The following is a 23,633-nucleotide window of genomic DNA, read 5'->3' on the forward strand; positions in this document are numbered from 1 at the left end:
GCCAAAGGCGGATTGAAAATGAGGTTATCTAAAGCCTCAGAACAACTACGTTAATCGATATTTTGTGCCTTTGGCACAAAAAAATATTTACAATCCGCCTTTGGCGGATCAAATTTTATCGTATCATTGCAGCCCAATAAAAAGCCCAGATGGCGGAACTGGTAGACGCGCTAGACTCAAAATCTGGTTATCGCAAGGTAGTGCAGGTTCGATTCCTGTTCTGGGCACAAAAGCAGCAAATCATTTGCTGCTTTTTTTATCTCTATCACTCCCACTGCAATCACGCCAATAATTAATACCTTTCATGAAACATTCTCCATGCACAAGCGCGACTTCCTGAAATCCCTTTCACTGGCCGGCATCTCCTTACCTTTTAGTGGTCTCGCCCTGGAACAGTGGGTCAGTAAATATGAAGCTATGTCTGCAAACAAATTAGCCACCGAAGAAGATTTCTGGTCGGTCATCCGTTCGGGATATGTGTTGAAACCCGATTATATCAATCTCGAAAATGGCTACTATAATTTTCTACCCCAAAACATTCTCGAAGCCTATATTCAGAATATCAGGGAAGTCAACAAGCAGGGTGCATTTTATATGCGTACCGTTCAGGGAGAGAACAAAAAGAAAAGCGTAGAACAACTCGCAGCGCTTGCGGGTTGTAGTGCAGAAGAATTGATCATTACTAGAAATACGACCGAATCATTGGATACCATCATCGGTGGGTTCCCTTGGCAAGCCGGTGATGAAGCGGTAATGGCTTATCAGGATTATGGTGCCATGCTGGATATGTTTCGCTTAGTAGCAATACGGCATGGTGTGGTGAATAAAATGGTATCTGTTCCCAATAACCCGCAATCAGACGAAGAGATCGTTCAAGTATATGCGAATGCCATTACGCCCAAGACCAAATTGTTGATGGTTTGTCATGTCATCAATATTACCGGACAGGTAATGCCTGTTCAAAAAATTTGTGATATGGCGCACAGTAAAGGCGTGCAGGTATTGGTAGATGGCGCTCATGCGTTTGCACAACTGAATTTCAAAATACCGGATCTGCATTGCGACTATTATGGCGCCAGCTTACACAAATGGTTGAGTGTGCCTTTGGGTGCAGGTATTTTATACGTGAAGAAAGACCTGATACACCAAAACTGGCCATTACTGGGACCTTCGGAAGGTGAAGAAAAAAGCATTGCACGATTGAATCATACCGGTACACATCCGGTTGCAACAGACATCACCATTCCTTTTGCCATTCAACATTATCAGATGATTGGTGCGGAAAGAAAAGAAGCACGTTTAAAATACCTGCAACAATACTGGACCACACAAGTGCGTAAATTTCCCAACGTGATCCTGAACACACCCGAAGATCCCGATCGCTGCAGCGCTATTGCCAATGTGGGGATCAAAGGAATGAAACCGGCTGAATTGGAAGCCGCATTGATGAGTAAATACAAAATATATACCGTTGCTATTGATAGACCTGCCGCACAGGTACAAGGCTGCCGTATTACGCCCAATGTGTATACCACTATACAGGAATTGGATGCATTGGTCAATGCTTTAAAGAATCTTTGATTTGTTGATCTTTGATTTCTTGATTTAATTTGAAAAGTGAAAAGTGAAAGATGAAATTTAGTTAACACAAATCAAAAAATCACAAATCAAGAATTCAAAGATGACTCTCTCTCCCTCTGGATGGATATCCAACTACGCTGATGCACTGTATGCTTATGCAAAACCAAGGGTCAATGATGCCCAGTTGGCAGAAGATTTAGTACAGGAAACTTTTTTAAGTGCGTGGAAAGCTAGAGAAGGCTTTAAAGGAGAAGCTTCTGAGAAAAGTTGGTTATTCACGATTTTGAAGAATAAAATCATTGATCATTACCGTAAAAAAAGCAAGGAGATCATTCAGACCGGATCGGGACAGGATGCAACAGATATTTTCTTTAATGGTGCGGAGCATTGGACAGAAAAAGACAAACCGATGAATTGGGGAATTGATGGGGCAGACAACATACAACAAAAGGAATTTTATCAAATCCTAGAAAATTGTAAGAAGAAATTACAACAGCAGCAACAAGCAGTATTTGTAATGAAATACATGGAAGACATGGATGCTGATGAAATTTGTAAGGCATTGAACATTACATCGTCTAACTATTGGGTGTTGATACACAGGGCCAAACTCGGACTGAGAGCCTGTTTGGAGAAAAACTGGATCAACCTCAAATAATAACCTGATCAACATGGGATTGTTTACTATCAGTTGTAAAAAAGCCACTTATCTGGTTTCAAAAAAAGAAGAAGGTAAGTTGAACTGGATCGAAAGCATTCAGTTGCGTTCGCATATGGCCATCTGTAGTTTATGCAGGTTATTTGAACAGCAATCAAAATTCATCAGCAAGCAAGCTAAACACTTGCATGGTGAGGCGTCTCTTTCGGAGGATCAAAAAAAGAAAATTGAACAAGCTTTACATCAAGTTCAATAGGTCGCAGATAATCATGATTGATTATGATTGCTAAAAAAAATGTCGAACGTATTATTACATTCGACATTCATTATTACTCTGTTGGATATTCATTATTTCTCCGAAGGATTCTTCTTACCCGCTAGTAATTTTTCCAGTGCTGTCTCCAGTCTTCTTTGACGGGTCTCTTCTTTTTTAGCACCTTGAATCCAGGTTACATATTCTTTTTGGTTGGTAAAAGATAAAGAAGTGAAAAACTCTTTGGCTTCTTCATGTTTGGTAAACAGTCTTTCCAGTTCAACCGGTGCCACCACCAAACGTTTTTCAAAATCCACACCCATTTCCTGACTTTTTACTTCTGAGAAGGCTCTGGAACGGTTAGGGATTTTATCGGTTTTTTTAAACCGAATCGCACTCCACACATGATCCAATGCTACCTGACGTACAGATTCGTATTCTTTTTTGGTCAAACAATCCCAACTGCAATCGCGGTTCAGATCGCTGACGATCTTGCTGGTTGTTTTAGGATAGGCCACCCATAGTTTACTGTCTTCATGCAAGGCCGGTATCACTTCACACAAAACTGTATTCAACTGCTGTTGGCTGATGGCAAATACCAAGGCAAAGTCTACCTTTTTACTTCTCAACAGCGGAGTTACATTTTTGGCGTAGGTTAATTTGGCAAACTGCTTTTCGATGGCTGAAGGAAGACCCTGGATTAAGAGGTTCTTCTCATCCTTCAGCTGTAATTTTTCTAACATCGTCTGATTTGACATGCCTAAAGAGAAATTTACAAGGATGAACAAAAGAAATGCAAAGTTAAAAAAATGTTACCGCTTTCCGCAAACAAATGGCGGGTATTTTGTGTTTGAGGCCGCTTTTTAACAGAAAAAGAGCTGATTTTACTATCATATTATAATTAATGAAATGCTATTCAAGCAATTTCAGAAAAACTCTGTGACACTTCGCATTAACTCCGTGCAACTCCTGTGGTTATTTATTGGACCACAGGAGTTGCACGGAGTTACACAGTTTTTTGACTTTTGACTTTTGATTTTTTATTTCTTATAATACTCCCTCACCGTCTGATCCATGATCTTTTGCAGTTCGGCAATACGGGTTTCATCTGCGGGGTGCGTACTTAGGAACTCAGGGGGTTTATTGCCTCCGGATGCAACAGACATTCTCTTCCAAAAAGCAATGGCTTCACGTGGGTCATAACCTGCTAGGGCAGAAAACATGAGTCCCAATCGATCTGCTTCCAATTCATTTTTACGGCTAAAGGGTAACATCACTCCTACATTAGAGCCAATACCATAAGACATCATGAATAAGTTTTGAGTTTCCGTGGGTTTGGATGCCAATGCTGCAGACAATGCCATCCCGCCTAATTGTTGAAACATACCCTGACTCATCCGTTCATTACCATGACGCGCCAATGCGTGTGCCACTTCATGCCCCATTACAACAGCCAGCCCGGCTTCATTGGCTGTATAGGGAAGGATACCTGTATACACTACGATCTTTCCTCCCGGCATACACCATGCATTGGGTTCTTTATTGTTCACGAGGTTCACTTCCCACTGAAAATTTTCCAGTTCTTGACTCAATCCTTTCTCCGTATAATATTGTTTGATCGATTCAATGATACGATCCCCTACACGCTTCACCATCACTGCCTCCTTACTGGCTGTTGCCGATACAGCAGGATTCGCCGTCATAAACTCTTTGTACTGAGAAAATGCCATGGCCTGCACTTCAGATTCAGGAATCAAATTGAGTTGTTTACGTCCGGTAATCGCATTACGATGACAGGATACTGCAACCATAATAACCGCAAACAATAAAATCAGGTACTTTTTCATAGATCAAAACTTTAGGGAATACAACGAAAAATCTTGCCAAAGATAAGACTGGAATGAAGTGTTGCAGTGTTATAGTTGGCTTATGGTTTATGGTCCATAGTCCATGGTCCATGGTAGGAATACTTTTTTAGATGGTAAGTAGTATATCAGAGTATACCACCACCTCAACTATTAACTATGACCCATAAACCAAAACCTATAACCTATAACCTATAACCCATAAACTATGGACCATGGACCATGGACTATCGACTATGGACTACTCTCAATTCTGCTTAAACCTATCGCGGCGAAGGCGGCGGCGGTCGCGGTGGCGAAGGATGGGCACTTTACTTTCGGTGCCTTTCAGGATGCGAGAAATATTTTTTTGATGGGTTAGAACCACCATCAATGCTACGAGTACCGCAAAAATGCGATAGAGTGTTTCTTCTTCGTTGAAGATAAATAGGATAAACACCATAAAGGAAATACCCGCTAGAATAGAACTTAAAGAAACAAATCGTGTCAGGTATAATACGATCAGGAATACGCCGATACAACATAATGCTACAACGGGTTGAATGGCCACTGCCATACCCAGTAAAGTTGCTACCCCTTTACCACCACGGAAATTGGCCCAGATCGGGAAAATATGTCCCAGTACAGCCGCCAGTCCCAATCCAATCATGAGGTTGGTTCTATCCCATTCATTGGTTAAATAGTAAGGGAGAAGAATATAGAGTGAAGTTGCGATTACACCTTTGATGACATCTATCATCATCACAAAACTGCCCCATTTAGAGCCGAGTACGCGGAATGTGTTGGTAGCACCTGCGTTACCACTTCCGTAGTCTCTGATATCAATACCAAAAAAGCTTTTGCTAACCCAAATAGCGGTAGGAACAGATCCAATAAAATAGGCCAATACAATGAGCAATAATTCGTTCATCGGGGGGTGGTTGAAGTTTGGAGCTACAAATATAGCTAAAATGAAGATAATGATTTCTTAACAGACCCCAATGGGGAAAATCAGTTCTTCAGACGTAAAGCTATCCACCCTCCCTTTTCCAAGGTAAGCTGATGGGTCCAACCCAATGTTTTACAGGCTGTTAGTATGTCGGATTCGTCCATCACCAGTAACCCGCTGAGTAAAATAGAGCCCCCGGACTTCACAGCTTTACCTAAAAAAGCTAGGTTATCGAGTATGATATTCTTGTTAATATTGGCGATGACGATATCATATTGTTTTTCCACGTTAGCAGTATCAAGTAATTGAATATCAATATAATTACAATGATTGATTGAACTATTTTCGGAAGCATTTTCAATACACCAAGGATCGTTGTCGACAGCGAGGATCTCGACAGCCCCCAGTTTTTCAGCAAGGATGGCCAAAATGCCTGTACCGGTTCCAAAATCAAAGACAGATTTCCCTTGAAAATCAATATCTTCCATCAACTGCATCACTGAATAGGTGGTTCCGTGGTGACCGGTTCCAAAACTCATCTTGGGCGTAATAATGATTTCATGTTTCACTCCTGTTGCTGGAGGGTGAAAACCAGCCCTTATAGATACAAAGTTACCCACCTGAACCGGCTCAAAATTAGATTCCCAAAGGGCATTCCAATTTTGTTTTTCAATTATTGATTTTGAATAAGTTAAAGCATATTGATTCAATATAAAATCAATATCTGAAAAGGATATATTCTCTTCCGGCGCATAAGCTTTTAGTCGATCTTCCAGCTCTTCAAATCCCTCAAATCCAATCAATGACAACTCCGCTATCAGGTTTTCCATTATGGTTGGATCAGGTACAGCTATTTCGATTTCGATGGTTGTAGCACTGTTACTCATACTCATTCATTTTAGTAAAGAAAAGAGGCATTCTCGCAAAAGAATGCCTCCGTATCAGATTGACAATAAAAATTATTCTCCTTTAGGCTCACCAGATTGTTCTTCTCTTGGCTTCTGTCCTTCCGGTCTTGGCATCAATACCTTACGGCTCAATTTGAACTTGCCGGTCTTAGGATCCAATCCCACCAGTTTCACTTTCACCATATCACCTTCGTTGAACAAGCCTTCCATGCTTTCTAAACGCTTCCAGCTGATTTCACTGATGTGTAACAATCCTTGCTTACCCGGCATGAATTCAACGAATGCGCCGAATTCTTTAATGCCTTTTACCGGACCTTCATATACATCTCCTACCTGAGGAACTGCGGTGATACCACGTACCCAAGCTACCGCCTTATCAACTGATTCTTTATTCGCCGAGAAGATGCTCACTTCACCTGTATTACCCACTTCTTCAATGTTGATGGTAGTACCAGTTTCGCGCTGAATCTCTTGTATTACTTTACCACCTGGTCCGATTACCGCACCGATGAACTCTTTGTCGATCACCAATTTCACCATACGTGGAGCGTGTGGCTTCACGTCTGGACGATGTGCCGGAATACACTCATACATCGCATCAAGGATATGTAAACGACCCTTTCTAGCCTGCTCCAGTGCCTCACGCATTACTTCCATGCTCAGTCCGTCTACTTTGATATCCATCTGTACACCACAAATACCATCACGGGTACCGGTTACTTTGAAATCCATATCACCCAGATGATCTTCATCACCCAAGATATCAGTCAAAATTGCATATTTACCATCTTCACGGGTAATCAATCCCATCGCTACGCCACTTACGTGCTTTGGAACAGGAACACCTGCATCCATGAGTGCCAATGAACCGGCACAAACAGTAGCCATAGAAGAAGAACCATTACTTTCTAAAATATCACTCACCACACGTACGGTATATGCATAAGTGCTGCTATCCGGCATCATCTGCTTCAATGAGCGTTGAGCCAGGTTACCATGTCCTACTTCACGACGGCTTTGTCCGCGCATCATCTTTACTTCACCGGTACTGAATGGAGGGAAATTATAATGTAGGAAGAATTTAGAGTCTACTGATTTTGCCGCACTTTCTACCAATAACTCATCTAAAGCCGTACCAAAGGTAACCGTTGTAAGTGATTGAGTTTCACCACGAGTGAACAATGCGGAACCGTGTGGAGTTGGCAATGGATCGATTTCCATAGCCAGCGGACGTACTTCATCCAATTTACGACCATCCAACCGGAAACGGTCATCAATGATCATGCTACGAACTACTTCCCATTTCAGGTCTTCGTAGTATTTTTTCGCTAATTTTTTCTCAAGGTCAGTAGCTTCTTCACCTAAACTGGCGATCAGCTCTTCTTTCAATGCACTGTAAGCATCACTGCGCTCATGTTTGGCAGATCCTTTACGAGAGATCTCATACACACGCTGTTTTGCAAATGCATTTACTTTCTCGCGAATCTCCTCATTCTGCTCGGGCTTCTTATAATCGCGAACGGTGGTAATACCTTTCTTCGCACGCAATTCAGCCTGTGCTTTGATATGAACACGGATGGCATCATGTGCCAATTCCAATACTTTAATGAGGTCTGCTTCAGAACATTCTTTGGCTTCACCTTCCACCATCATCAGGTTTTTCTCAGTAGCCGCTACAATAAATTCCAATTCTGATTTCTCCAGTTCTGAACGGGTTGGGTTGATGATATACTCACCATTGATTCGTCCAACACGAACTTCACTGATGATTTCTTTCACAGGGATATCTGAAACGGCCAATGCTGCAGAGGCTGCTAAGCAAGCCAATGAATCAGGCATCACTTCATCATCACTGGAGATCAGGCTTACCAATACCTGTACATCGCAGAGATAATCTTCAGGGAACAATGGACGCAAGGCACGATCAATCAATCGACTGGTCAGGATTTCATAATCATTCAAACGTGCTTCACGCTTGAAGAAAGAACCGGGGATACGTCCCGCAGCAGCAAATTTTTCCTGATAATCTACGCTCAAAGGGAAGAAATCTTGTCCTTCCTTAGGTTCTTTATTGGCAACTACAGTTGCGAGTAATACGCAATTACCCTGACGAACTGTAACGGCTCCATCAGCCTGACGGGCCAACTTACCGGTTTCTATGGTAACGATACGATTTCCACCGATATCGAAACTTACACTAAATGGTTGTGATAACATAAACTGATTTTGTAAAAGACTTTATTCAAACATAAGGCGGGAAATCATGCTGAAAAAGCCCGGTTATTTGGGATTGATGAACGAAAAACAGGTATAGACACAAATAACTATTCCCAACCGCTAAAAAATATCAGTTGGGAATAGCATGTATCATAGACTGAAAAATTATTTTCTCAGACCCAGTTTCTCGATAAGTGCACGATAGCCCTGCAGGTTTGTTTTCTGCATGTAAGTCAACAAACGCTTACGCTGACCTACCATCTGCATCAAACCACGGTGAGTGGAATAATCTTTTTTGTTGGCTTGCAAGTGCTTAGAAATGTGGGCAATACGCTCAGTCAGTAATGCAACCTGACCTTCAATAGAACCCGTGTTAGTGGCTTTACCACCGAATTCAGCAAAAATGCTGGCTTTTTTTTCTGTTGTTAAATGAGACATCTGAAAATGTTTAATAGACTCCGGAATGTTTTCCTCTTTATTTTTATCGGCTGCAAAGGTAGGTAATATCATGGAATTTTGATAATTTTAAATCCTGATTTTTAACCCGATTTGTCTTCCGGCGCCTACGGTATCCTCCCGTACCTGTTCAACCGCCGAAAAATGTTGTTTGCCAACTCCCTCATCAAGGGAAAATTGTAACTAATTTATTGATTTACAACAGAATACCATTTATTTTGTTGTACCAGCAAACCCATATACATGTTTGGAGTAACAATTCTTGGTAATAATTCTGCCCTTCCTGCCTACGATAGGCACCCCACAGCACAGGTAATTACCCTGAATGAACAGTTATTCCTGATCGACTGTGGCGAAGGCACCCAGATGCAACTGGCCAAGTACAAAGTGAAACGCGGACGCATCAACCATATTTTCATCTCGCACTTACATGGCGATCATTATTTTGGATTAATTGGTTTACTCACCAGCATGGGCTTACTGGGACGTGAACAAGATTTGCATTTGTACGGTCCACCCCAACTGAAAGATATTATTGAACTGCAACTCAATGTAACTGCTACCACCCTTCCTTATGCCCTACATTTCAATGCGCTTGAAATAGAAGGATTGATCCTTGATCATCCCAAATATTCGGTGGAATGTTTTAAAACCCAACACCGTATTCCTTGTTTTGGTTTTATCATTCGTGAAAAAAAGAAACCAAGAAAAATCAATAAAGACGCGGTGCTTTCCTATGAAATTCCTTCTGTGTATTATGAGCGATTGAAAAATGGAGATGATTATGAAACAAGGGATGGAAAAATCATCAAAAACGAATGGGTGACTTATCCCAATATACCGGGAAAAAGTTATGCGTTTTGTGCAGACACGATTTATGATCCGCAAATAGCGGAGAAAACAAAGGGAGTTACTGTTTTATACCATGAAGCCACATATTTGAAAGACCTGGAAGAAAGAGCTGCGGCACGTTATCATTCTACTACCCTTCAAGCGGCTGCGATCGCCCAACAAGCAGCAGCACAAAAACTATTAATCGGACATTTCAGTAGCAAATACGAACTCTTGGATGATTTTCTAACTGAAGCACAATCGGTATTTCCAAATACACAATTGGCGATCGAGGGAACTACCTATTTAATTTGATTTTTTTGATCAAAGCGAATGAAGGAACGCAGATTTTTATGATTGATTATGATCATAACAAATCATAAAAATCTGCGGCCCATCACTTGATCACAGTAACAGCAAGCCATTTATAAAAATCCCGAAACTCCTGGCGCCAGTAGGTTTCATTGTGTTGTCCGAACGGATTGATGACGTTTCGAATCATGTACCGTTGCTTTTTTTGAAGTATATCACTCATCTTCTGCAAATCTGTTACTGATGATCCCCCTTCTTTACTACCCGTATAAAAATAAAAAGCAGGCATGCCGGTAGTATTAAAATTTTCAGCCATCGTATAGATCTCTTTGGATATCCATAAAGAAGGAGAAAAAACACCGGCACCACCAAACACATCTGGATATTGCAATACGGTATATAAACTGATCAACCCACCCATACTACTTCCCAGTACATAATTGTTAGGAGCAGATTTCAAGATTCTGTATTTTGAATCGATATACGGCTTTAATGTTTTTGCAAGAAATTCCGCATAGGCCTTCCCCTCTCCCTTACCATATTGCGGATGATCGAATGGATTGTATTCCGTCATTCGTTTATCTCCTCCATTATCGATACCCACTACAATACATTCCTTTTGTAATTGTTGTTGCAAGCTGTCCAAACATTCATCCACACCCCATTCACCCATAAAAGCAGTTTGCTCGTTGAAGAGGTTTTGTCCGTCCTGCATGTAAATAACAGGATACGTTTTTGCTGAAGTAGCATAACCTTTTGGCAAATACACCCAGATTCTGCGGGTACGATTGAGTTCTGGAATTTTAAATGCGGTATCCATAATACGCACTTGTGGACTCGCCGTATATCTTTTTGGTTTTTCAGGATATTCATCTTTCCAACCCGGAATGGTAAACTCTTGCGTCAAATCATCATTCACTTCTAATACACGATCGGCGATATCTCTTCCATCAGCAGTAGTTTCTACTTTATCAAAACCACCACGTGTAAATTTGAAGGCATAAGTGCCTGCTGCCATTCCACGCAACACCACACTTTTTCTGGAACCGCCAAATGGTTTGAGTTTATAATTTTCATCTTTAGGATTCCAGTTATTGAAGTTACCGGCTACATAAATATCATCGTTCTCTTTGGTGGCGACTGAATTTACAATGAGACGTACCGTAAACTGTGCTTTCGACTGTACAGTAAAGAAAATAGCGAATAGTAAAATGACTTGCTTCATATTTTGAAAATACAAAACTCTTGTATTGATCATGGATCAAAATAGTTAAAATAATTAAGCCACAGATTCACAGATTGTTTTAAAATAATCTGTGAATCTGTGGCTTATAATCACCACCAAAAGGTTTAATCTAATATCTCAACATCCTTCGGATACTTCGCAGCATTGAATACAAACACATTATCAGCTACTGCTTTATTGGGTACAATATTGGTGAAGCTTACTTGTACGGTATTGTTTCCTTTATCCAAGATAACTGCACGTGTAATCATGTTTTTAGACTTATCAACAAAAATGTTGACTTTAGAAAAATTCTTACGGCTATCCAATGGTTTCAATTCGATCTCATGAAAATTGCCCTTGGTACCCATCAGTTTATAAGAAAAATCTTTATCATAGGCCCCTGACAATATTTTTTGTGGGCTGAGTGTTTGTCCACCCTCTTCTACTGCAGAAACCGTAATGGTTTTGGAACCATCATAGTTATAGGTTTTTGCTCCATCACAAAGGATTTCATTCTTCCCTTCTTTCAGTACATACTTTTGTCCTTTGGTAACAATGGTCCCTTTTTTGGTTCCATTATTTTTACCTCTACTGGTAACGGAAGTGATGGTAAACCCGGCGGAAATGGTTTTATATGCTTTGACCGTGGCACTAACAGCATCCAATATTTTTTTGGCATTGGGATCATTCTGTGCATTCACTTGCATCAACATCACCAACAGAACAAGCGCAATCGAGTATAATTTCTTCATTCTTTTCAATTAAAGGCGCAAATATAAGTTTTACTGCCTTGTATGACAGAAAGCATGCCAATTAGTTTATACCCAGGGGTTAAGATGCTGTTATAAATCGGCGAAATGGCAGAATTATGACATAGAATCGAGGAATTCCTGGAGTTCCATATCGGTTTTAAATAATACTTCTCTGGCTTTACTACCTTGATTAGGTCCCACTACGCCTGCGGCTTCCAATTGATCCATTAATCGTCCGGCTCGGTTATAGCCTAGTTTCATTCGGCGTTGTATGAGAGACGTAGAACCCATTTGACTTTGAACAATCAGTCTTGCGGCATCTTCAAAAAGTGGATCGCGTTCACTGGCATCAAAATCTTTTCCTTCCATTTCTTTCTCATCTACATATTCCGGTAACAAGAAGGCTTGCGGGTAACCACGTTGGTCGCCGATGAACTCACATACATTTTCTACTTCCGGTGTATCAACAAAAGCACACTGTAAGCGGGTAATTTCACCATTGTAGCTTACGAGCATATCTCCTTTTCCAATCAATTGTTCCGCACCACCTGCATCTAAAATGGTTCTGCTATCAATCTTGCTCGATACTTTGAACGCAATACGCGCCGGGAAATTCGCTTTGATAGTACCTGTGATGATATTAACGGATGGACGTTGTGTAGCAATGATTAAATGGATACCAATGGCCCTAGCCAATTGTGCCAATCGGGCAATCGGCATTTCTACTTCTTTACCTGCTGTCATGATCAAGTCTGCAAACTCATCCACCACCAGTACAATGAAAGGAAGGTATTGATGTCCTTTTTCCGGATTGAGTTTTCTGGCGGTGAACTTTTCATTGTACTCACGAATATTTCTACACCCTGCTTCTTTTAACAGATCATACCGATTATCCATTTCAATACACAATGCATTCAATGTATGCACCACTTTTTTGGTATCCGTGATGATCGATTCTTCTTCTCCCGGAAGCTTTGCCAGAAAATGCTTTTCGATCACACGGTATAAACTCAATTCTACTTTTTTCGGATCCACCAATACAAACTTGAGTTGTGATGGATGTTTCTTGTACAACAAGGATACCAGTATCGCATTCAATCCCACCGATTTTCCTTGTCCGGTAGCACCCGCCATCAACAAGTGTGGCATACTGGCTAGGTCAACAATAAAGTTTTCATTATCGATTTTCTTACCGATCGCAATCGGCAACGAGAATGCACTGTTCTGAAACTTATCACTCGCTAATAAGGTTTTCATACTCACCACAGTCTTGCGCACATTCGGTACTTCAATACCAATGGTTCCTTTTCCGGGTATCGGCGCAATGATACGGATACCAAGGGCCGCCAGACTCAAGGCAATATCATCTTCCAAATTTTTAATTCTGCTGATACGCACACCCGGAGCCGGTACAATTTCATACAAGGTTACAGTTGGCCCCACCGTTGCTGCGATACGCTGAATGGCGATATCATAGTTTTTAAGTGTGGCAATGATCTGATTTTTATTGGTCTCCAATTCAGTGGGATCATGAACAATTTTTTCACTACCATGCGTTTCCAATAAGTCCAATCCCGGATATTTATAATCTTTCAGATCCAGTGTTGCATCGTATTTGGTATTCAGTTTACCGGGTGTAGCTACCGGCACTACATCCAGCTCTTCTTCTTCCTCAGGTGTTTCTTTGATCTCGAGTTCGAGTCCATCTGCATCTACATTCATTTTCTTGGGAGGTATCACATTGATCAATGGTTCCGGTTTGAAAATTTCTTCTTCCATTGCTATATTCATCTCTTCTTCTTCCTCCTCTTCGAATTCTTCTTCCTCTTCTTCTTTCTCCACCATATCAAATTCATTCATCGGATCTGTGGTTTCCTCCTCTTCTTTTGGCATGATCACCACCACACCACTTGCATCAGATTTCAATTTATTTTGACTGATTGGTAGTCCATTTTCTTCCTCTGTTTCAGCTGTAACTGCCCCGGTCTCATCCCATTCCTGCTTTACAGCAACTTCATCATCGATCGATAATTTAAAATCATCATCATGTGCTTTATTGACTGTAGGCGAAGAAAAATTCCATTCCGGCCATTTGAAACTCGGATTGAAACGCCAGATCACATAACTGAAGACCGATAACAACAACAGTGCTCCTGTTCCAATATTACCGATCCATTTTATAAACCAGGCATTCAACAATTCACCCACACCTCCGCCCCAAGAGAACACACTGGCACGTGATACAAAGGCAAATGCCATGCTCAACACTACCAAACCCACAATGACGTAACGGATATTACGAACAAGACTGAATATTTTTTTACCAAACAAGAGATTCACTCCGAGTACAAAAAAGAAAGTACAGAAGAGATAGGATGCCAGTCCAAAACCCTTGTAGAAAAGACTATGCGCCACATAAGCACCTAGTACTCCTAAGAGGTTATTCACTTTTACATCATCGGTTGCAAATATGCGGATACCAAACTGGTGTACTTTATCCTGATCTTCTTGCCAGGTAAATAAATAAGAAGTGAGGGCAACAAACAAGAAGATAGTCAACAATAAACTGGAAGCACCCAGAATTTTGGTGGTGCGTTCATCCTTTACTACCTCAGTAACCGTTACTTCCGGTTCTTTATCAGGCGTTAGTTCTTCCGGATTGGGAGCAGGTGGTGTTTTTTTCTTCAAGCGGTTTGCCATGAAAACAAATATAAGCTATGGCAATGCCAGCTCCATCTGACTACCCACCTATGTGCAAAACTGATAAACAGATGCGGAGTTTTCCACTTTTATTAAGCGCCCTTACTGATACCCAATGCCAGACAAATCCAGCCGGCTACCAATAAAGTGCCTCCCAATGGTGTGATAGGACCTACCCATGAGAGTCCATTGACTTGTGCTGCAGATTTATAAGTAAGCAGGTATAAAGACCCACTAAACAACAACATACCCGCCATAAACAATACGCCCGCCGCTTTCATCAATGAAGCTTGTCCGGATGCAAAAACAAATCCCGTCAATGCCAATGCAAATACATGATAAAACTGATATCGAACCGCTGTTTCATAAGTCACCAATGCTTCTGCTGAAACAATTTTCTTCAATCCATGTGCACCAAATGCGCCCAATACTACTGTGAGTGCTCCCAAAAATGAGGCGATGACCAAATAACTTTTATGCATATTGTTGAATGATTTTTTTAAAATTAGCTTCTGTAATCGATCCCTCCGACAAATGATGTTTGGCAAGTGCATAGAAAACTTCCCTTTCTTTTCGCTTATTCATCAAAAAATCGGTTAGTTCTTTGTCTGATAGATCGCGGATAAGTGGACGGTGTGATTTTTCAGGGATTAATCGCTCCGTAAGTACTTCTACCGGCTCATCGATCCAAATGGTGACGCCTTGTTTGTTCATCCATTCCATATTGTCAGCAAAGCATGGGGTACCACCACCCGTAGCCAGTACAAAAGATTTCTTCTCACCAAACCAACGAAGGATTTTGGATTCTGTTTTTCTGAAATAATCCTCTTCGTCTTCCTCGAAAATTTCACTGATCGTTCTCTCTTCGTGCGATTCAATCAGAAAATCGAGGTCATATCCACCTGTCTTGAGCTTTTTTGCCAACAGCCTGCTCCAATAAGATTTTCCGGAGCCCATCATGCCTATGAGAAATATTTTCATGGTGTTAGGTGTTAGGTACTAGGTGCTGGGTACTAGGTGTCAGCTACTGGTATTACGTATTAAATCGGTACAAAGGATTTATGAATACTTAGAGAAACATTATGACTAAAGCGTCACACTTGTACCTAGTACCTTGCACCTAGCACCTTTTATTTAAATGCATTCATCCCCGTAACATCCATTCCCGTAATCAGTAAATGGATATCGTGGGTTCCTTCGTAGGTAATGACACTTTCCAAATTCATCATATGACGCATGATACTGTATTCGCCGGTGATACCCATACCACCCAACATCTGACGTGCTTCTCTGGCAATATTGGCTGCAATCTCACAGCTGTTTCTTTTGGCCATACTTACTTGTTGGGGTGTTGCTTTTCCTTCATTCATCAATACACCCAATCTCCATACCAGCAACTGTGCTTTGGTGATTTCAGTGATCATTTCTGCCAATTTCTTTTGTTGCAGTTGAAAGCCACCGATTGGACGATCAAACTGAACTCTTTCTTTGCTGTAACGCAATGCCGTATCATAACAATCCATGGCTGCACCTAAAGCTCCCCAGGCAATGCCATAACGGGCTTTGGTTAAACAACCCAAAGGACCTTTCAATCCCTTTACATTCGGTAAGATATTCTCCTTCGGAACTTTCACATTGTCGAAAACGAGTTCACCGGTAGCTGAAGCACGTAAGCTCCATTTACCATGTGTAGTTGGTGTACTAAAACCTTCCATGCCACGCTCAACGATTACTCCCTGAATATCTCCCTCTTCATTTCTTGCCCATACAACTGCCACTTGTGCAAAAGGTGCATTGCTGATCCACATTTTAGCGCCATTCAAAATCACATGATCATCGGCATCTTTAATATTGGTTAACATACCGGCAGGATTACTTCCGTGATCAGGCTCTGTTAAACCAAAACAACCCAACCACTCACCACTCGCCAACTTGGGTAAATATTTATGTCGCTGTGCTTCATTACCATACGCATAAATAGGGAACATCACCAAGCTACCCTGCACACTGGCAGTACTACGCACACCACTATCACCACGCTCCAATTCTTGCATCATTAAACCATAGCTGATATAATCCAATCCACCCCCACCATATTCAGCAGGAACGGTTGGACCAAAGCAACCCAGATCTCCCAATTGCTTCACGATATGTTCAGGGAATTCAGCACGTTGTGCATAGTCTTCAATGATCGGAGAAATTTCTTTTTTGACATAGTTCCGCACGGATTCGCGAATGAGTTTATGTTCTTCTGATAATAACTCATCCAACTGATAATAATCGGGCGATTGGAATAGATCGGTTCTGGCAGCCATGAGATGTTAGGTTTTATTTCGTTCTTAAGGTCGGTCGCCTGTTAACGCGGCAAATTTACATGGATGTGCCTTGTAAGCCTTGTTTTGTGGCATTTTTATTTGTTTTCAAGTTTTTAACATTCAATAAACCCTCCATTTTCCAACCTTTTTGTCACCCGCATCTCTTATCCCTGTAAAACAACCCGCAGTATGAAACACACAATAACTGTATTACGTTCAGCTCTATGCATGTTCATTTGCATGGTCTTGATGAACAACAACAACACACAAGCTCAGGATAACTATAAATGGGCAGTGACCAAGCAAAAGGATTACAGTAAATCCTATCCGGTTTCCAATGAAACCCTTTCCCTAAAAAATCAATTCGGGAAAATGGAGATCAAAACCTGGGATAAAAATGAAATCAAAGTAGATGTCAAAATCGTGGTTTCTACACAAGAAGAAGATTTTGCCAACAACTTACTGGATGCCATCCAGGTAAAAGATGAAAAAACAGCCGATGAAATCAGCTTTAGAACCCAGATCGGTGATGAGAAAAAAGGATGGAGCAGTAACCAAAGTAGTAAAATGAATATCGATTACACTGTATACCTTCCTGCCAAAGCTAAATTAAATGCTAGCAACAGTTTTGGTCCGATGGAACTGGGCGATTACAGCGGTGAAGCCAATATCACCAGCAGTCATGGTACACTCACTGCCGGACATCTTTCCAACCTCAAATCATTGAGAGTAAATTTTGGAAAAGCCAAGATTGCCAAGCTGGGCAATACAGAAGTAAATTTCAGTCATACTCGTATTGATATTGAAGAAGTCACCGGTGATTTGAAAGGCACCATCAACTTTTGTAACAGTATTGATCTAGCCATTAATAGCAATGTCAAAAATATTGAGCTAAAAAATAATCATACCAGTTTGTACCTCTTATTACCAAAGGGTAATGGCATCAGTTATGATATTGCTACCAATAACGCCACTACTACCGGTAAGGGAGATATCGTACTAGAGGAAGAAAAACCTGCTTCACCCGGACAAAGAATCAGCTTCCGCCCCAACCGCCACTATGTAGGAAAAATCGGGAATGGAGCGGGGATGAATATCAATATCAAGAGCAACTTTGGGTCTGTGAGGTTGATGTGAGGGTGAATTAATTTTAACCACAGAGTGGCACTGAGTTTGGCGCAGAGTTACACAGAGTAAGTTCTCTCAGTGTAACTCCTTGAAAAAAACTCAGTGCCACTGTGTGGTTAAAAATCGAAAACATAGATTTCTTATCTTACGCATGAAAATCTGTTTATGAAAAAAGCCCTTTTAATTATTCTATTCGCTGCCACCGGCACGATTGCTGCTGCCCAAAACAACCCCAAGCCAGAAGAACAAATCAGAAAATACTGGTTTGTAATGCTACTGAAAGGTCCGGTAAGGAATCAAGATTCAGTTACTGCTGCTAAGATCCAGAAAGGATATCTGGATAATATGGATAAGATGTATTATGATGGTAAATTAAAAGTTGCTGGTCCGTTTGGAGATGGGAAAGACTGGCAAGGTATTTTCATTTTTGATTGTGCTACTAAAGAAGAGGTAGAAGCTTTATTAAAAACAGACCCTGCGATTGCGGCTGGTAGATTGATTGCTGATATCAGGCCTTGGTATACGGCACCTACGGGTAGTTTTGTGCCGGGAAAACCGAAGGCTTAGTTAGGTGATGGTACTAGGTACAAGTAGACTCGAAATGTTACGTACTTATTAGTAGAATCTAACACCAATTACCTAACACCTAGCACCTAGTACCTTGCACCCAGCACCTACTACCCGCACCCCATCTTTCCTTACCTTCACGACCATTAATGCAATCACATTGAACGAGCAATCAACAAGTAGCAAAAAAAGCTGGCCATACATTCTATTCACCAATCTTACTTTTTATGTACTCATTGCCATCATTGCAGGAGTACTACTTGGGCATTATTTCCCTGCTACCGCCATCAAAACCGAATGGATTGGAAAGACTTTTGTTGACATCATCAAACTCTTTATTGCACCCATTATTTTTTTAACCATTGTATTGGGCATCAGTAGTATTGGCAACTTGAAAAAAGTAGGTCGCATCGGTATCAAATCACTGATCTATTTTGAAATTGTTACCACACTGGCTTTAGGTATCGGTATCGTAGTGGCTTTGATTGTACAACCGGGGAATATCGATAGAACAGGATTACAATTACAAGATGCCAGTAAGTATACCCATCAAGCAGGAAGCAGTTTTAGCTGGTCTGCATTTTTTAAATCGAATCTCACTTTACAGGTGTTGGCGATAGCTATTGTGATTGGAATCATTCTCAATTACTCAAAACATCGACTAAAAGTTATTCATTGGCTAGGAAGAATAGCACATTATGTATTCCTAGCATTGAAGTATGTAATGTACTTAGCGCCACTGGGTGCTTTTGGCGGCATGGCATTTACGGTTGGAAAGTTTGGATTACAAACTCTGGTGCCTTTGGGGAAATTGATGGCCTGTGTATACCTCACCATGTTTGTGTTCATCTTTTTTGTTCTGGGTAGTATCATGCGATATTATGGATTCAGGATCGGATCCTTTTTAAAATCCATCAAAGAAGAATTATTGATCGTATTGGGTACTTCCTCTTCTGAAGCAGCACTCCCTTCCATCATGCGAAAGCTGGAGAAAATGGGATGTAGTAAATCGGTGGTAGGATTGGTGATCCCAACAGGTTATTCATTTAATCTGGATGGTACATCAATCTACTTATCCATGGCTGCCATCTTTCTTGCGCAATTGTATAATATACATTTAAGTCCGGGTGAACTGTTAACCATCTTATTGGTACTCATGCTCACCTCCAAAGGAGCAGCCGGTGTTACCGGTAGTGGGTTTATTGTACTGGCTTCTACCCTTGCAGCCATAAAAACCATCCCACTGGAGGGACTTGCATTTTTACTCGGCGTAGATAAGTTCATGAGTGAAGCCAGAGCCATTACGAATATCATTGGCAACGGGGTTGCTACTTTGGTAATTGCGAAGAGTGAGAAAGAGTACGTTGAGGAAGATGTATGATGGCAGATATCAGATTTCGGATGTCGGACATTTGAATTGACAAAGCTAGTTATCCTGAGAGTAGCGAAGGATGTAACGCAGATTGTCATGATTAATCATGATAGATCATGACAATCATGACAATCCGTGTTCTATTCAAACAGACTGTAACGAAGTATTAATATAGTCTTTCTAAGACCCCTTTTCTTTTTACAATATTTTTATAATCCCATTGAATATCGATCGATTTCTTTAGCCAGCGTTTTAGGTCTTTGGTGTTGACCTCTTCAACAGAACTGTATCTTTTTTCTGCAGCTTTGAATTTACCTTCTTTTGCCAAGCTATCTTCCTCGAATGATTGTCCACTCCAGAATAACAATCGAATACCCCCTTTCAACTTACTATATCCCACAATAGGATTTCCATCTAGGAACCAAACAGGATGCGCATGCCAGATCTTACTTTCTGCTTTTTTTAATACCCCATCAATTTCTTCAGCTAACAAATCACAAATAGATTGGTCTTCAGGTGACTGTTGTTGGTTATAAGAAAGGATGTCGCGAAGCATACACTGATTTTTACATTTAAGATACTGAAAATATCTTTTGTGGGATGTGTGATTATGGATCGCAGATTTTTATGATGGGTTATGATTTTATATGCACTATCATAATCCATCATAAAAATCTGCGTCCTATGCTACTCCCTTATCACTGTATGGTTATATTTGATTCCTAGCAACGCAGCCATGAAAAAAATCATTTGCTACTCCCTACTTTATCTGTTCTTACAAACCACACTCAGTGCACAACAAAAAGCACCCGGCAATCCTGTCATTGAAGGTTGGTATGCTGATCCTGAAGGTGTGATAATCAATCAACAATATTGGATCTTCCCTACTTTCTCTGCCAAGTACAAAGACCAGGTTTTTCTTGATGCATTTTCATCGAAAGATTTAGTGAACTGGGTCAAACATCCTCGCGTCATCGACACATCCATCATCAAATGGGCCTATATGGCGATGTGGGCACCATCGATTGTGAAAAAAGACAACCGTTATTATTTGTTTTTCTCTGCCAATGATATCCAAAGCAAAAAAAGAAACGGTGTAAAAGATGATCACAATGGTGGTATTGGTATTGCTGTTGCCGACAAACCTGAAGGCCCTTACAAAGATCATTTGGGCAAACCATTGATCAACCAATTTTACAATGATGCACAACCTATTGATCAATATGTTTTCAAAGACACAGACGGACAATACTATATTCTCTATGGTGGATGGGGTCGTTGCAATATTGGCAAACTTAATGCAGACTTTACCGCACTAATGCCCTTCCCCAATGGATCATTGGTGCAAGAGATCACACCCAAAGGATATGTGGAAGGTCCTACTGCTTTTATTCGAAAAGGAACATACTATCTCATGTGGTCTGAAGGCGGCTGGACAAATGGCACTTACAAAGTAGCCTATGCCAGAGCCAATTCCATTTTTGGTCCGTTTGAAAGAGAAGCCACGATACTGGAAGCCGATAGCAGTATTGCCACCGGTGCCGGACATCATTCCGTACTCAATATTCCCGGAACCGATGAATGGTACATTGTTTATCATCGCAGACCCATTCCCAATTCGGATAGAGATCATCGGGTAACTTGTATTGATCGATTGTACTTCAATGAAGACGGAAGTATTCGCCGTGTGAAGATGACGTTTGAGGGAGTACGGAGAGAGATCTCAAATGTCAGATCGCAGATGTCGGATTTCTGATATAGGATGTCACCCCGAAGAAGGAGGGGTCTCACACCGCTAACAGGTATGGTTAAAGCAAAACAATTCACAAACACTCTAGAAGTGAGAGATGCCTCCTTACGTTATAATGACACCCGCCATCCTGAGCGTAGCGAAGGACTATTTACCTAACACAAAACTCACCACTTCCTTCACCAACTCCTCACTCACCGGTAAAGAGGGATTACTGTAAGACGCCATATTTTCTGCTTGCCCTCCTTCTACGATTTTCAGTACATGATTCATTTTTTGAATCACTACTTTTTTTGCAGTAGGTTTTGCAGTTGCCAATGCATCTGCATCTGCGGTGGTGATCTGCAGATCTTGTGTACCTTGTATGATCAACACCGGTATACTGAGTTTTGTGATTTCTGTTACAGGATTATACTTGAACCAGGAGATCATATAAGGTTGTACACTGGGACGAAAAAAAGAAAACAACATGGGATGTACATCTTTCACTGTTTTACCTTCCGCCAAACTATCAATGATACGATAAGATGCATCTTTGAACACAGCAGGTTGTGAAGCAAGCTGCTCTTTAAAAATACGGTCAGCAGGTTTACCACCTCCGGCAATGGATACAAAACCATCTGCTTTTCCTACCGCAGCGATCATACCAACCAGTGAACCTTCACTATGCCCAGCCACAATGACTTTTGAAAAACGTGCATCTTTTTTAAGTAGCTCAATCCATGCTCTCGCATCTTGTATATAATCATCAAAGCGCAGATCCACTTCGGGTTTACCTGCCGAAACACTTGCAGCAATGCCTCTTTTATCAAACCGAACGGAAGCAATACCTTTTACAGCCAGTCCCTGTGCCAGCATACGCAGACCGTCATTTCTTGTCATCATACTATTTCCGTTACGATCTGTTGGACCTGAGCCTGCAATAATGAGCACCACCGGTATTTTCGAAGAACTGCTGGGCATGAGTAATGCACCCATGATGGTGCCTGTTGGCGTAGTGAGGTTGAAAGGGGTTGATGCGGTATCAGTGTTGGGGCTTGCTTGAATGGATATGAAGCAGATCAGTAATAATAAAAATGAGAGTGCTCTTTTCATGAGATTCATTTAAGATGGATAAAGGTCTGCATTTTTATCAGCTGTGACTCAATGAAAATCCGAGTAATCAACTTTTAGAAAGTTTCGGAACTTTCCAAAAGTTGATTCACAACTGAGATAAAAAATAGAATTTCTACGCGAAGCTTTCAGTCACATTTTTTATAGTTAAAATGTAAAACAGCAATAAGCATATGTTTATATTTTTCGTATGTCTTATACCCATTGTTTTCAATTCTTGTTAACTGTTTCATTTCCTGATAGCAAATGCTCTCACTTTCGTATGGCCCAATATTCTTAACAGAGAATCCTGCGCATTTATCAGAGCAATAGTCATTACAACAAACTCTATATCCCTCTTTAGATTTTATGATATCACTTTCAAAATAAACTTTTTCTTTCTTTTTGATGTCGCTTGTCAAAGAAGCCTCGCCATAAAGTATATATGCATAATATTTACAAGTTGAAGGACTGTCTAAAGTATCAATCGGCCTTAGCGAGAGGGATGCAAATACAATGATTGTAATAGAAGTAATAAAAATAATTTTTCTCATAAGAGTAGTTTAGTCGTTTTATACATAGAATTAATAAGTATAATTCACAAAATCAGTATATTATTTCATTCGTAGGTCACTCAACCAATTGTCAATTACATAAAAAAGGTTGACCTTTTTTGTTATCTAATAACCATTGGGCATATTGGAGCCCGCGGTTCTGTGT

23 protein-coding genes and 1 tRNA gene are annotated in these 23,633 nt (G+C 40.8%); 9 read left to right on the top strand and 15 right to left on the bottom strand.

The window, feature by feature from the left end; all coding sequences use genetic code 11:
- Nucleotides 1-143: 143 nt before the first annotated feature.
- From ACTIEV_RS09415 to ACTIEV_RS09430, 4 genes are all read left to right on the top strand, one after another.
- Nucleotides 144-227, top strand: a tRNA-Leu gene (locus ACTIEV_RS09415).
- A gap of 91 nt (nt 228-318) precedes the next feature.
- Nucleotides 319-1,581 carry an aminotransferase class V-fold PLP-dependent enzyme gene (locus tag ACTIEV_RS09420; RefSeq protein WP_322194421.1) on the top strand — a complete coding sequence of 421 codons (1,263 nt, stop codon included), beginning with the start codon at nt 319-321 and terminating at the stop codon, nt 1,579-1,581.
- A 100-nt stretch (nt 1,582-1,681) separates the two neighbouring features.
- Nucleotides 1,682-2,239: a sigma-70 family RNA polymerase sigma factor gene (locus ACTIEV_RS09425; protein ID WP_322194423.1), complete on the top strand. Its 558-nt coding sequence runs from the start codon at nt 1,682-1,684 to the stop codon at nt 2,237-2,239.
- A 13-nt stretch (nt 2,240-2,252) separates the two neighbouring features.
- Nucleotides 2,253-2,495 (top strand): hypothetical protein, encoded by a 243-nt coding sequence (locus ACTIEV_RS09430; protein WP_439516382.1) that lies wholly within the window; start codon nt 2,253-2,255, stop codon nt 2,493-2,495.
- Between the two features lie 92 nt (nt 2,496-2,587).
- Here ACTIEV_RS09430 and ACTIEV_RS09435 read toward each other — a convergent pair whose 3' ends face one another.
- The 6 genes from ACTIEV_RS09435 to rpsO form a co-directional block, all read right to left on the bottom strand.
- Nucleotides 2,588-3,250: a YdeI/OmpD-associated family protein gene (locus ACTIEV_RS09435; RefSeq protein WP_322194427.1), complete on the bottom strand. Its 663-nt coding sequence runs from the start codon at nt 3,248-3,250 to the stop codon at nt 2,588-2,590.
- 282 nt (nt 3,251-3,532) lie between these two features.
- Nucleotides 3,533-4,339: a M48 family metallopeptidase gene (locus ACTIEV_RS09440; RefSeq protein WP_322194429.1), complete on the bottom strand. Its 807-nt coding sequence runs from the start codon at nt 4,337-4,339 to the stop codon at nt 3,533-3,535.
- A 265-nt stretch (nt 4,340-4,604) separates the two neighbouring features.
- On the bottom strand, nt 4,605-5,267 hold the full coding sequence (gene plsY, locus ACTIEV_RS09445) for a glycerol-3-phosphate 1-O-acyltransferase PlsY (RefSeq protein ID WP_322194431.1): 663 nt from the start codon (nt 5,265-5,267) through the stop codon (nt 4,605-4,607).
- Between the two features lie 80 nt (nt 5,268-5,347).
- Nucleotides 5,348-6,172: a 50S ribosomal protein L11 methyltransferase gene (prmA, locus tag ACTIEV_RS09450; RefSeq protein WP_322194433.1), complete on the bottom strand. Its 825-nt coding sequence runs from the start codon at nt 6,170-6,172 to the stop codon at nt 5,348-5,350.
- Nucleotides 6,173-6,244: 72 nt separating this feature from the next.
- Nucleotides 6,245-8,410, bottom strand: a complete 2,166-nt coding sequence (gene pnp / locus ACTIEV_RS09455; RefSeq protein ID WP_322194434.1) for a polyribonucleotide nucleotidyltransferase — start codon at nt 8,408-8,410, stop codon at nt 6,245-6,247.
- Between the two features lie 165 nt (nt 8,411-8,575).
- Entirely contained in the window at nt 8,576-8,920 is a 345-nt protein-coding gene (gene rpsO / locus ACTIEV_RS09460) for a 30S ribosomal protein S15 (RefSeq protein ID WP_250685726.1), read from the bottom strand.
- 189 nt (nt 8,921-9,109) lie between these two features.
- Between rpsO and ACTIEV_RS09465 the strand changes: the two genes are divergently transcribed.
- Nucleotides 9,110-10,012 (top strand): ribonuclease Z, encoded by a 903-nt coding sequence (locus ACTIEV_RS09465; RefSeq protein ID WP_439516383.1) that lies wholly within the window; start codon nt 9,110-9,112, stop codon nt 10,010-10,012.
- Nucleotides 10,013-10,094: 82 nt separating this feature from the next.
- Here the strand turns inward: ACTIEV_RS09465 and ACTIEV_RS09470 are convergent, their stop codons facing one another.
- The 6 genes from ACTIEV_RS09470 to ACTIEV_RS09495 all read right to left on the bottom strand — a co-directional run bounded on the left by ACTIEV_RS09470 (nt 10,095) and on the right by ACTIEV_RS09495 (nt 17,004).
- On the bottom strand, nt 10,095-11,234 hold the full coding sequence (locus ACTIEV_RS09470; RefSeq protein ID WP_322194440.1) for an alpha/beta hydrolase-fold protein: 1,140 nt from the start codon (nt 11,232-11,234) through the stop codon (nt 10,095-10,097).
- A gap of 125 nt (nt 11,235-11,359) precedes the next feature.
- Complete coding sequence (locus ACTIEV_RS09475) at nt 11,360-11,989, bottom strand: LolA family protein (protein WP_322194442.1); 630 nt, start codon at nt 11,987-11,989, stop codon at nt 11,360-11,362.
- A 114-nt stretch (nt 11,990-12,103) separates the two neighbouring features.
- Nucleotides 12,104-14,689 carry a DNA translocase FtsK 4TM domain-containing protein gene (locus ACTIEV_RS09480; protein WP_439516384.1) on the bottom strand — a complete coding sequence of 862 codons (2,586 nt, stop codon included), beginning with the start codon at nt 14,687-14,689 and terminating at the stop codon, nt 12,104-12,106.
- A 92-nt stretch (nt 14,690-14,781) separates the two neighbouring features.
- Entirely contained in the window at nt 14,782-15,171 is a 390-nt protein-coding gene (locus ACTIEV_RS09485; protein WP_439516385.1) for a DUF423 domain-containing protein, read from the bottom strand.
- Nucleotides 15,164-15,670, bottom strand: a complete 507-nt coding sequence (locus ACTIEV_RS09490; protein WP_439516386.1) for a shikimate kinase — start codon at nt 15,668-15,670, stop codon at nt 15,164-15,166. Before ACTIEV_RS09490 ends, ACTIEV_RS09485 begins: the two co-directional genes overlap by 8 nt.
- A 149-nt stretch (nt 15,671-15,819) precedes the next feature.
- Nucleotides 15,820-17,004 (bottom strand): acyl-CoA dehydrogenase family protein, encoded by a 1,185-nt coding sequence (locus ACTIEV_RS09495; RefSeq protein WP_439516387.1) that lies wholly within the window; start codon nt 17,002-17,004, stop codon nt 15,820-15,822.
- Nucleotides 17,005-17,193: 189 nt separating this feature from the next.
- Between ACTIEV_RS09495 and ACTIEV_RS09500 the strand changes: the two genes are divergently transcribed.
- The 3 genes from ACTIEV_RS09500 (at nt 17,194) to ACTIEV_RS09510 (ending at nt 20,080) form a co-directional block, all read left to right on the top strand.
- Nucleotides 17,194-18,141 (top strand): hypothetical protein, encoded by a 948-nt coding sequence (locus ACTIEV_RS09500; RefSeq protein ID WP_439516388.1) that lies wholly within the window; start codon nt 17,194-17,196, stop codon nt 18,139-18,141.
- A gap of 156 nt (nt 18,142-18,297) precedes the next feature.
- The gene (locus ACTIEV_RS09505) at nt 18,298-18,699 is read left to right on the top strand and encodes a YciI family protein (protein WP_439516389.1); all 402 of its coding nucleotides are present in this window, start codon (nt 18,298-18,300) and stop codon (nt 18,697-18,699) included.
- 160 nt (nt 18,700-18,859) lie between these two features.
- Nucleotides 18,860-20,080 (top strand): cation:dicarboxylate symporter family transporter, encoded by a 1,221-nt coding sequence (locus tag ACTIEV_RS09510; protein WP_439516390.1) that lies wholly within the window; start codon nt 18,860-18,862, stop codon nt 20,078-20,080.
- A 157-nt stretch (nt 20,081-20,237) separates the two neighbouring features.
- On the opposite strand, the gene ACTIEV_RS09515 is transcribed toward ACTIEV_RS09510, so the two are convergent.
- Nucleotides 20,238-20,627, bottom strand: coding sequence for a DUF1801 domain-containing protein (locus ACTIEV_RS09515; RefSeq protein WP_439516391.1), 390 nt, complete (start codon nt 20,625-20,627; stop codon nt 20,238-20,240).
- Nucleotides 20,628-20,807: 180 nt separating this feature from the next.
- Here ACTIEV_RS09515 and ACTIEV_RS09520 point away from each other — a divergent pair, with 180 nt between their 5' ends.
- Nucleotides 20,808-21,827: a glycoside hydrolase family 43 protein gene (locus tag ACTIEV_RS09520; RefSeq protein ID WP_439516392.1), complete on the top strand. Its 1,020-nt coding sequence runs from the start codon at nt 20,808-20,810 to the stop codon at nt 21,825-21,827.
- 141 nt (nt 21,828-21,968) lie between these two features.
- Here the strand turns inward: ACTIEV_RS09520 and ACTIEV_RS09525 are convergent, their stop codons facing one another.
- Nucleotides 21,969-22,916: an alpha/beta hydrolase gene (locus tag ACTIEV_RS09525; RefSeq protein ID WP_322194460.1), complete on the bottom strand. Its 948-nt coding sequence runs from the start codon at nt 22,914-22,916 to the stop codon at nt 21,969-21,971.
- A 146-nt stretch (nt 22,917-23,062) separates the two neighbouring features.
- Nucleotides 23,063-23,467, bottom strand: a complete 405-nt coding sequence (locus tag ACTIEV_RS09530; RefSeq protein WP_439516393.1) for a hypothetical protein — start codon at nt 23,465-23,467, stop codon at nt 23,063-23,065.
- Nucleotides 23,468-23,633: the final 166 nt, after the last annotated feature.

The organism is Sediminibacterium sp., from assembly GCF_051861365.1.
In the GTDB taxonomy this organism is placed as follows: Bacteria; Bacteroidota; Bacteroidia; order Chitinophagales; family Chitinophagaceae; genus Sediminibacterium.